Here is a 10,872-nt window from a genome sequence, read left to right as displayed (position 1 = left end):
CGTCGGCCGCCTCGCCCACGACCTCGATGCCGGGCTGTGCCTGGAGGATCAACCGGAAGCCCGTGCGGACCATTTCCTGGTCGTCGGCTATCAGGACGCTGATGGCAGGTCCGTTGCCGATGGCGTTGGTCATGCGGGGGATCCTGTCACAGCGCCGCGCAGCGGGAACTCCGCCGTCAGTCTCCAGCCGCCGTCCTCGGCCCGGCTCGCGTGGAGCGTGCCGCCGACGGCCTCGGCGCGTTCGGCCAGCCCGATGAGGCCGAGACCGCCGCGCCCGCCGAGAGGTTCGGCGTTCGGCGCCACCGGCCGGGGCGGTGGTGCGTTGTGCACCTCGACCCGAAGCCGCCGGGCAGCCACGCGATCGCCGCTGTTGCCGTGAGTGCCGTGAGCACCGTGAGCGTCGGCATCGTCCGACAGGGCGACCCGTACGGAGACGGACGGTGATCCCGGCGCGTGGCGGCGTACGTTCGTCAGCGCCTCGCGCACGACGTTGCGCACGGAGGTCTCCACCTCGGGGGCCGGCCGCGCCTGCCGGGCCTCGGCCGCGACCTGGAGGGTGGCGGGGGCGTCGCGCTCGGAGAACGTGGCGACCAGTTCGCCCAGTTCGGCGTACAGCTCCCCCGGCCGTACCGCCCGTGTGCTGTCGTCGCGCAGCACACGCACCAGCTTGCGCATCGACTGGAGGGTCTCGCCCCCGGCCCGCTCGATGCCGCGCAGCAGCGGATCCACCTGCTCGGGCGCGATCTCGCGGATCGCCTGGGCCGCCTGGGCCTGGACGACGATGCCCGTGACGTGGTGGGCGACGAAGTCATGCAGTTCGCGGGCGAGTTCCAGACGTTCGTTCTGACGCGTCTCGGTGACGGCACGGCTCCTGCGCTCGTCGAGGCTGCGGAGGTAGGAGCCGATGCCCACGGCGCCGCCCGTGAAGAAGATCAGGAGGAACGAGAAGTAGACGTTGCCGCTCTCGTCGTCCATCCGCATCGGGGCCGCGATCACGGCGGAGGCGAGTGCGGTGCCCAGCGCGGCGGACAGCCAGGGTTTCGGTACGTCTCTCGTGGTGCGCATCAGCAGAAGCAGCAGGCACAGCGTCTCCAGCAGACCCCAGCCGACCGGCAGCGACGACGACACGGACGTGAAGAAGACCAGCGTCACCGTCCAGGAGGCGAGCACCGCGGCACCCGCGCTCCAGGCCGGCGCGAGACGCCTGCCGGGCAGCAGCAGCGCGACGGCCGCCAGGATGCCCGGTGCCAGCCTCCACCACGCGCCGTCGCCCTCGAGTCCGGCGCCGGACGCGACGCCGGCCACGTCGACCACCCACAACAGCGCCATGACCACCCCGAGTGCGGTGAGGGCGGTGCGGTGGGGCGGCGGGGAGTTCCGGGGGCTTTCGTCTCTGTCTCTCGCGTCTCGCACATCCCGCAGCGTAGGGGCGGCCCCCGTCGTACGGCCTCGGCCGAAAGGACGACGCGGCGGCTCCGAACCGGTCGGCCGACCGAGGTCACGGGGCGTGCCGGAAGCGGATGTTGGACCGCATGAACAACACCTCTTCGCCGCCCGTGCTGAGCGGCATCGGACTGACCAAGTCCTTCGGGTCCACCCGCGCGCTCGACGGCGTGGACATCGCCGTGCGGGCGGGCGAGTCGCTGGCCGTGATGGGGCCCTCCGGGTCCGGCAAGTCGACGTTGCTGCACTGCCTCGCGAACATCGAGCGCCCCGACAGCGGGCAGGTGCTGCTGAACGGGGAGCGCATCGACCAGGTGCGCGAGCCGCACCGCAGCGAGCTGCGCCGTACCCGTTTCGGGTTCGTCTTCCAGTTCGGGCAGTTGCTGCCCGAACTGCCGGCCGTGGAGAACGTGGCGCTCCCGCTGATGCTCGGCGGTACCGCACGCCGCGAGGCGGAGCGGCGCGCGCGTCAGTGGTTCGCGCCGCTGGGCCTGGCGGGCAAGGAGGACAGTCGTCCCGGCCAGCTGTCCGGCGGACAGGCCCAACGGGTCGCGCTCGCGCGGGCGTTGGTCGCGGGCGCCCAGGTCGTCTTCGCCGACGAGCCGACGGGCGCGCTCGACCAGGCCACCGGACAGGACGTGATCCGGATGCTGACGGAGGTCACCAGGAGGCAGAACACGGCATTGGTCGTGGTCACCCACGACCGGTCGGTGGCCCGCTGGTGCGACCGTACGGTGCAGGTACGGGACGGGCGGATCGTACGGGAGGCGGCGGGCGCGGGGGCGGACGCGGAGGTGGAGGCGGGGGCAGAGGGGCAGGCGGATGCTGACGCGGGCCCGGCCGGAACCGGCGTATCGGCCGGCGTATCGGCCGGCGCGACGGCCGGCGTGCCAGCCGCCGTGACGGTCGCCGTGACCGGCGGAGTCGTGCGATGAGGACTGCGAGGCCCCTGGACCGCACCACCTGGACACTGACCTGGCGGCTGCTCCGCGGCGGCGGCCCGCTCGGCCGGCTCGGCGCCGGGCTGTCCGTCGCCGCCGCGGCGATCTGCACCACCCTGCTGCTCCTGTGCGTCGGCGCCAACCTCGGCTTCGGCTCACGCGCCGCGCACGCCGACTGGCGCACCCCCGTCGAGGCCGGGCTCTCGCGCGCGGTGGCCGTCGAGGCGGTGGGCACCACCTTCATCGGCGGTGAGCCCGTGACCGTCGTCGACGTCGCGGCGTTGCCGGGCCGGAGCGGCGAGGCGCCCGCGCCTCCCGGTATGCCGCGCTTCCCGAAGCCGGGCGAGGTATGGACCTCGCCCGCGCTCGGCACGCTGCCCGGCGGCAGGAGCACGACCGGCACGCTCGGCCGCGCCGCGCTGGTCGACCCCGGCGAGAAGGTGGCCGTCGTCGGGCATCGCGCCGACGACCCGGCGATGACGGTGCAGCGCGGCACCGACCCGCGCCGTCCGGGGGACATCGTCACGCCCACGCCCGTCGCGGACTTCGCGGGGAAGCGCACGGTGGACGGCCTCGGCGTGCAATACCAGGCTCTGGTGAAGATCGCCACGGCCCTGCTGATCGTGCCGCTGCTCGTGCTCGGCGCGTCCTCGGCCCGGCTGTCCGTCTCCCGTCGCGACACCCGGCTGGCCACGCTGCGGCTGCTGGGCGCCGCGCCGGGCCGGATCGCGGGGATCGCGGTGGCCGAGGCGGTGCTGACCGGCGCGGCGGGGGCCGTCGCGGGCGCGCTGGGCTATGCGGTGCTGCTGCCGCTCGCGGCCAAGGTCCCCCTGGCGGGGAGCAGTTGGTACGTCTCCGATCTCTGGGTCGGTACGGGAGTCCTGCTCGCCGTACTCGCCGGCGTGGTGCTGATGGTGGCGGCCAGCGCGCTGGCGGGGCTGCGGCAGGTGGTCGTGGGCCCGCTCGGCGTCGTACGCCGCTCGCGCACCCCCCGTCTGAAGGCCGTACGCGCACTGCTGTTCGTCGCCGTACTGGCCGGCTACGGGCTGCTGTCCAAGGGCAGGTCGATGGACATCGACGCGGTGGTGTACTGCTGCGCCGCCGTCTTCGCCGCACTGTCGGTCATCGGTCCCTGGGTGGTCGGGGTACTCGGCGCTCTCGTCGCCGGGTCGGCGCGGCGACCGGCGACGCTCCTCGCGGGGCGCCGCCTGCTCGACGACCCCAAGTCCGGGTGGCGCGCGGTGTCGGCGCTGACCCTGGCGGCCTTCGTGGCCGGTTTCTTCGCGCTGTTCAGCCTCGGCGGCGGCTCACCGTGGGGCAGTGCGGACCAGCTCGCGCTGTCCGTGCCGAAGGAGCGCGTCGCCGCCGTACGGCAGCAGGCCACCGCACGCCTGGAGCGCGCGGGCATCCACGCCACCGTCGGCACGAACGACGACTGGGTCGCCACCGGCGATGGCGGACGCGGCGAGCGGCAGGTCACCGCGACCGTCACCGACCCGGGCCGACTGGACGCGGCGCGCGGTGTGCTCACCGGCCTGGCGCCCGGCCAGTACCCGGTCACCGGTCCCGACGTCGCCTGGCAGTCAGAGCAGTTCGACCGCGACTTCCACCTCGTGACCCTGGCCGTGCTCGGTGCGAGCTTCGCCATCGCCATCGCCTCCACGGCCATCACGGCCGCCTCCTCCGTCCTGGACCGCCGCCGCACGTACGGCCTGCTGCACCTCGCGGGCACGCCGTTGCGGGTCCTCGACACGGCCAGGCGTACGGAGTCGGTGCTGCCGGCCGCCGTGCTCGCGGGCGGCGCGGTGCTCACGGGGCTGTTCTGCGCGGCGCCGCTGACGCTCGCCGGGGGCGCCCCGCACCTGGACGGCGGTAGCGCCCTGCTCCTCGCCGGTTGCCTGGCGCTGGGCTTCGCGGGTCTGGCCGGCGCGAGCGCGGCGAGCCGCCCGCTGCTGCGCACGGTCGCGGGAGCAGCGGGCCCACGCCCGGACTAGCCGGAGCCGCGCCGCCGACCTCGCTCTCGCTGACTGGTCGTGACGGACTCCACGAACTCCATGAACCGCATGAACTCCTTGTCGCAAGAAGGTTCCCCCACGCCATGCGCACCAAGCTTGATGCCGTCTCCGTCACCGCCGTGCTGGTGACGGTCGGCGCGTTCTCCGCGACCGCGCCGCTCACCGCGTTCGCCACCGGCTCCGCGCTCGCGCTGGCGCTCGGCCGCAACGCGCTGGGCCTCCTGACCCTGGGACCGGTGGTCGCGCTGATCCGCCGGCGCGAGTTCGGGAAGGTCTTCCGTGGCGAGCGCTCCCTCGTGCGCGAGGAGCAACGCCGAGGCGCGCTCCTGGGCGCTCTCGCCGGTACGGCGCTGGCCGCGCACTTCGCCACCTTCATGTCCAGCACCCGGATGACCAGCGTCGCCATGGCGACCGCCCTGGTCGCCACCCAGCCCGTCTGGCAGGCCCTCATCTCGACCGTGCAGGGCCACCGGCTGCCACGCGCGACCTGGGCCGGGCTCGGCGTCTCGGTGGCGGGCGCGGCGATCGCCGGCGGTATGGACGGGCGGGCGGGCACCGAAGCGGTCGTCGGTGACGCGCTCGCCCTCGCGGGCGCGATCGCACTCGCCGGCTACACGGCGCTCAGTGAACAGGCCCGCCCCGATGTCAGCACGATGGCGTACTCGGTGCTGTGCTCCTCGGTGTGCACGCTGGAGCTGCTGATCCTCTGCCTCGTCACCGGAACGCCTCTGTTCGCCTTCGACGCCGGCACCTGGCTCGCCCTGCTGGGCCTGCTGGTCTTTCCTCAGCTGCTCGGCCTGTTCTCCCTCAATTTCGTGCTCGGCCGGGCGCCGGCCACGGCGGTGAGCGTATTGCTGCTGCTGGAGGCACCTGTGGCCGCGCTCGTCGCCTGGCTGTGGCTCGGCCAGTCGCCGGCCGCGACGGCGTGGCCGGGGCTGGTCATGATCATGCTGGGAGTGACCGCGGTGGTGGTCGCGGACGCACGACGCGCGGATCCGGCGACGGACACCGTCACGGACATGGACACCACAGGTGAGGTACGCGGCCTCGTCGCTTTCCCGCAGCATCCGCTCCTCGCCCTGCACCACATACCCGGTGGCGACATCCACGCCTTCCTGTGGCAAGAAGCCCACGCGGGACGCTTCAGGGCGGTCGAGGCCACCGTGAGAAGGCTGGAGAACGAGGCCGTCCGTCTCCATGGCGCCAAGTCCGCCGAGGCCGCGCACTGGATCGAGGTACGCGCCGTCGTAGCCCGTATCGCGGCGGACCACGCCCTCTCCGCCCGGCTGTGGCTGACCGCCGCCCGGTTCCACTCCTCATCGGCGCGCAGGGATCTCCCCAGCACACGCACCTGCCTCGAACGTGCCTACCAGGAGTGGCGCGGCGTGACGGACGAAGACGTCATCGACGAACTCGCCTCGGCTCTACGGGCAATGTGCCGGCAGGACCCGTACTACAGCGCGGAGATGCTCACCGCCCTGGACAGACGCCTGCTGCACAGGACCGTTCACAGCCGCCACGAGTGAGCGTCACGGCGCCTGCGATCAGAACACGCCCTTGTAGCTCTGCCAGCCGGTGGCGAGTCGGGTGCGGGCGCCGAAGGAGCCCTTGCCGTTGCCGTTGTTGCGGTAGAGGGCACCGGAGGTGTCGCGGGAGACGAGGTCGGCCCTGCCGTCGCCGGTGATGTCGCCGACGCCGACGATGACGTTGTACGAGGCTCCCCAGTCGTCGAAGACCTTCACCCGGCTCTTGAACCTGCCCGTCGCGGTGCCGTCGTAGCGCCACAGCTCGTTCGACCTGTCCTGCGCCAGCAGGTCGCCGTGGCCGTCGCCGTCGAGGTCGCCGACGCCCACGATCTTCTTGTAGCCGGTCCACTCGGACGCGATCTTCGTGCGCGCCGACAGCTTGCCGGTGCTCGTCGCCTTGTAGAGGTAGACGTCTCCGGTGGATGCCTGACGGGCGATCAGGTCGGCGCGGCCGTCACCGCTGACGTCCCCGGGCGAGGTCAGCACGTCGTACTGTGTCCAGCCGCTGGTGCCCAGCGAGGTGTACGCCGTCGACGGGGTCACCGCCGCCCCGCAGGCCGGCCGGTAGGCGCGCAGCGCACCGCTGGTGTAGCGCACGAGGACGTCGTTGCACCGGTCGCCGTTCAGGTCGCCGTACGGCACGAACCTGGCGCTCGTCGGCCAGCCGGAGCCGGTCTTCTTGCCGGTCAGCGTGCCGGTGCCGGTGCCGTACTGGTACGTCAGTCCGCCCGAGCCGTTGAGGGTGAGCACCTCGCCGAAGCCGTCCGCGGTGGCGAAGTCGCGTCGGACCGGGGTCGCGCCGGTGACCTTCAGGGTGCCGGTCTTCGTCAGGGCCGCGCCCACGCCGTCGGCCGGGGTCGCGGTGAGCGTCCAGGTGTAGGCCCCGTCGGCGACCAGCTTGCCGGCCGTGTCCTTGCCGTTCCACGACGTCTGGAGCACACCCTGTGCGGTGCCGCCGGTCAGGGTGCGGACGGTCGTGCCGGTGGCCTTGTTCTTCAGGACCAGCTTCCAGGCGGCGGCCTTCGACAGCCACCAACGGGGTTTCCAGACCGCGCTCTTGACGTCGACCGAGCCGGCCACGGAGGAGTCGAGCCGGGTCAGTGCCGAGACGGGGACGCCGCCGGACACCACGTGGGTGTTCTGCTTGTCGTCGACGTACGCGATCAGGCCGGTGTACGGGTCGACGTCCCAGGGCTGTCCGCCGGAGAGGGTGGCCACGGAGTGCGTCACCGGAGTGCCGCCGCTGACGTCGGTCACCTTCAGCTCGCCGTCCACGCCGGTGACGACGAACCCGTCGCCGAGCTTCGCGGTCTCCCAGGCGCCCTTGGTGAGGGTCAGCCTGGTCCCGGTGACGGTGTCGTAGACGCCCTGGCCCTCACCCGAGCCGACGCAGGACCACAGCAGCCAGCGCCCGACCGCCTGGAGGTCCTCCAGCAGGCACTTCGAGAACGACACCGGGTCGCCCTTGGCGCCGGTGCGGACGTCGACCGGAACAGCGCCGTCACTGCCGTCCCGCACCCACAGGGTGGTACCCCACATCGTCATGCCGTGGGTCGCCGAAGTGCGCACGGTGGCACCGGTGTCGAGGTCGACGACCCTGGTCTGCGAACCCGCGGCGGCGGTGTACTCGGTGGCCATCGCGACATGCCGGCCCTTGGCGTCCCAGACCCGGACGTAGTCGTGTGCGGCGTCGACGGCGGTGCCGGGGGTCGAGCCGGTCGGCTGGACGACCCTGGGGACCGGGTCGCCGCCGGTCTCCCACACGTTCCAGATCACCGTACGGCCGTCCCCGGTGCCCAGCAGGTAGGGCGCGGCGTCGGTGCTGACCCCGTGCGACGTGCGGGGGCCGGCCGTGAGGGTGTCGCCGGTGGTGCCGATGTCCCGGCTGTACAGGTAGGTGCGGCCCTGGTCGCGGTCGAGTTCCGTGACGGTCAGGCGGCCGTTGTCCAGGGTGAGCCGCTGCACCGGGTCGGCGATCGGGCTCAGCACGGAGGAGGCGATCTTCCGGGCCACGGGGGTGCCGTCGGCGCCCGCGCGGACCAGGGTCACGCCGAAGTCGGCGGTGTCGGCGGCGCTGCCGGGCACCAGCAGGCCGCCGTCGGGGGTGGGGACGGCGAGGGCGAGGCTCCGCGAGCGGGCCAGCACGGTCCTGGTGGTCGAGCCGTCGGGGGCGAGCGCGTCTACGCGCCAGACGGGCAGGCCGCCGTCCTGGGCGCCGAGCGAGGAGTCGTAGCGGGAGACCAGGAGCTGGTCACCGACCATGCCCAGCAGATGGGTCGCGACGTCGGCCCGCAGCGGCACCGTGCGGACGGCGGTGGTCAGGTCGTCGCGGGAGTACACGGAGACGGTGCCGGAGCCGTCCCACGCCACCAGGTGGGTCGGGGTGAGCACCGTGCGCCCCGTGGTGCTGACGGTGGGGTTGTACGGCAGCTCGACGAGCCCGCCCGCGTCGGCGTCGAGCCAGCCGCTGCGGAGCCTGCCGTCGATCCAGTACTGGACGACCATGCCGTGGGCGTCGCCCACCGGGGAGTTGCCGGAGTTCAGCAGGGTGATGCCGTCCGGGACGTCCGCCGCCGCGCGGTCGCGCACCGTGCCGTCGTCCTGGAGGTCGAGCAGGTGGAACTTGTAGCCGCTCGACGAGGCGGTCGTGACGACGGTGCGCCCGAGCGTCCCCCGGTAGGTGTGGCCGGTCGGGAGCGCGAGCGTCGTGACCGCCCCGGCCGCGCCCATGTCCCGCAGGGTCACGGTCCGCGTGTCGTCGTCGTAGCGGGCGACGACGTCCGAACCGGCGCCGAACTCCGGCATGCCCCGGACCTCGGTGGCCGAGGCGTCCACCACCGTGTCCGCACCGGCGTAGGTGGTCCACACATGGCCGCGCCCGGGTTCGAAGCGAAGGAACCCCGAAGGGCCCGCGCTGAACAGAGAGGTGAGGGGCGCCAGGGACGTCGACGCCGGAACGACCACCTCGGTGCCCCCGTCCGCGTGCGCGTCGAGGGCCAGCGGTCCGAGACCGACGGCCAGGGTGAGTGAGGTCGCGGCGGCGATACCGCCACGAAGGAGGGCACGTCTGCCCACTTGGTTCCTCCACGGAAGCGGAAAGAGAAGGTACTTGCACGATCAAGACTCGGCAAAGGGCGACAGGGTTGCGCCCGGGGAAGGCCGGGAGGACGTCGGTTCCCCGGCGCCGTGGAGTGCGCCGCGTAGTCCTTCGGATCCGGAGAGAAACCCCAGGTAGCCCACGTCGGTGGCCTGGGGTGTGCGCTTCAGGGGTGCTGGTGCGGTGCCTCGTCCGGCAGCCATTGCAGGGCGAACCAGAGTTCCATGCGGACTCCGGGGTCCTGGAGGTCGATGTCGAGGAGGTCGGAGACCCGGGCCAGACGGTGGCGGACGGTGTTGCGGTGGACGCCCAGGAGCGCCGCGGTGCGGTCCCAGCTGCCGTGGAGGGTGAGCCAGGTGCGCAGGGTGTCGAGGAGGACGGGGGCGCCTGGTTGGCCGGCCCGGTCCAGGCGGGCGAATCGGGTGCGGGCGAGTTCGCGGGCGTCGGCGGGGTCGACCAGCGTGTGGAGGGTGAGGGGATCGGTCGTGTGGACGACGGCGGGTGTCCCGGCGGCGAGGGCGCGGTGCAGGGCGCGTTCGGCCTGGGTGTCGGCGTGCGGCAGGTCGCCCGCGGCCACGGGTGCGCTGTAGCCGAGGACCCAGCCGAGCTCGGCGGCCCGGGCGGGCACCTGCGGCCGGGCGTCGGCGGCGCAGGGGACCAGCGCCTTGAGATCGGGGCCGTCGATGTGCACGTACGGGGTGCCCAGCAGGGACGCGAGGGCGGCCAGTCGGGCCGGGACGGCGGCGGGAGGCGTCCCGTCGGGGTACCGGCCGCGCACCACCGTCCAGTGACCGTGCACCGTTCCGCCCGCCGCGCCGTCCGCCGTCCCGCCCGGGACCAGCTCGGGGGCGACCTCGGCGGGCGTGGCCCCGAGCATCAGCCGTACCAGTGCGCCGACGCTGTGGGTGTCGGTGCTCAGGGCGTGCCGCGGGCCCGTGAGCAGGGCCAGCAGGACCGTCGCCGTGCCGGTCACCTGGCGGTGCACGGCGGTCGGGGGCACGGACGCGGCCTGTCCGAGGGCCAGCGTGACGGCGGTCGTACGGTCGCCGCCGACGGGCAGGGCGTGGACGGTGAGGTGGCCGCCCCGGTCGGGGTCGTGGGTCGCGGCGGCCGTCGGACCGCCGGCCTGCCGCAGGGTGCGGACGGCGAGGTCGCGCAGCAGGTGCGGGGACGCGGGGCGCCGGCCCGCCGAGAGGAGTTCGGTGCCCTGGGCGTCGTAGAGGACCGACCACGCCCCGGTGTGGGCGGCGAGCTGGCCGAGGACGGCCCGGAGGGCGTCCGGGCGGGCGGCGGCGGAGGCCAGCGCCGACTGGGCCCGGGAGATCTCCCGCAGCTCGCGGTTGCGGGCCTCGCCGATCGCGGCGTAGGCGGCCTGCCCGACGGCGACGAAGGGGGTGGCGGGCGGGAGGCGCAGGAGCGGCAGGCCGTGCCGGTCGCAGGCGCGGACGAGTTCGGGCGGCACCTCGTCGTGCACGGGGGCCACGCCGAAGCCGAGCGCGGCGACTCCGGCGGCGACCACCCGTCGTACGTAGGTGTCGATGCCGTCCGCGTCCCCGGGGAGCCGTACGCCGGAGGTGAGGAGGAGTTCGCCGCCGACGAGATAGGGCGTGGGGTCCTCCAGCTCCGTGGTGCCGACCGTGCCGGCCAGACGGTCCCCGGCCGCCGGTCCGGCGACCTGGGTGAGGCCCAGGTCCGGGTCGGCGAGCAGCACACCGAGGCGCACGGACGGCTGCTCGGCGTCGGCGGCAGCGCCGGCGGCAGCAGCAGCGTCGGCGGCAGCAGCGCCGGTGGCGGATTCATCCAATGAGCATCTCCACATTGTGCGGAAGCGGCACTTCAGCACCAGTACA

At 73.6% G+C, this 10,872-nt stretch carries 5 protein-coding genes and 2 pseudogenes; 3 read left to right on the top strand and 4 right to left on the bottom strand.

Annotated features, from left to right (window positions below; translation table 11 throughout):
- A pseudogene (locus tag AB0D74_RS48815) lies at positions 1-133 on the bottom strand (DNA-binding response regulator); the annotation flags it as partial.
- Positions 130-1,413, bottom strand: coding sequence for a histidine kinase (locus AB0D74_RS48810; RefSeq protein WP_362602579.1), 1,284 nt, complete (start codon positions 1,411-1,413; stop codon positions 130-132). The pseudogene AB0D74_RS48815 and the gene AB0D74_RS48810, both read right to left, overlap by 4 nt.
- A 119-nt stretch (positions 1,414-1,532) precedes the next feature.
- Here AB0D74_RS48810 and AB0D74_RS48805 point away from each other — a divergent pair.
- The 3 genes and pseudogenes from AB0D74_RS48805 to AB0D74_RS48795 form a co-directional block, all read left to right on the top strand.
- Positions 1,533-2,201: pseudogene (locus AB0D74_RS48805) on the top strand (ABC transporter ATP-binding protein); the annotation flags it as partial.
- Between the two features lie 173 nt (positions 2,202-2,374).
- Entirely contained in the window at positions 2,375-4,378 is a 2,004-nt protein-coding gene (locus AB0D74_RS48800) for an FtsX-like permease family protein (protein WP_362602576.1), read from the top strand.
- A 104-nt stretch (positions 4,379-4,482) separates the two neighbouring features.
- Entirely contained in the window at positions 4,483-5,925 is a 1,443-nt protein-coding gene (locus tag AB0D74_RS48795) for a DMT family transporter (protein ID WP_362602573.1), read from the top strand.
- 18 nt (positions 5,926-5,943) lie between these two features.
- On the opposite strand, the gene AB0D74_RS48790 is transcribed toward AB0D74_RS48795, so the two are convergent.
- Together AB0D74_RS48790 and AB0D74_RS48785 are read right to left on the bottom strand one after the other, a co-directional pair.
- Complete coding sequence (locus AB0D74_RS48790; protein ID WP_362602570.1) at positions 5,944-9,000, bottom strand: FG-GAP-like repeat-containing protein; 3,057 nt, start codon at positions 8,998-9,000, stop codon at positions 5,944-5,946.
- A 188-nt stretch (positions 9,001-9,188) separates the two neighbouring features.
- Positions 9,189-10,826 carry a PucR family transcriptional regulator gene (locus tag AB0D74_RS48785; RefSeq protein WP_362602567.1) on the bottom strand — a complete coding sequence of 546 codons (1,638 nt, stop codon included), beginning with the start codon at positions 10,824-10,826 and terminating at the stop codon, positions 9,189-9,191.
- Positions 10,827-10,872 lie beyond the last annotated feature (46 nt).

Source organism: Streptomyces sp. NPDC048278 (assembly GCF_040652195.1).
Lineage (GTDB): Bacteria > Actinomycetota > Actinomycetes > Streptomycetales > Streptomycetaceae > Streptomyces.
The sequence above is the reverse complement of the archived record's forward strand: the minus strand, read 5'-3'. Positions and strand labels throughout refer to the sequence as shown.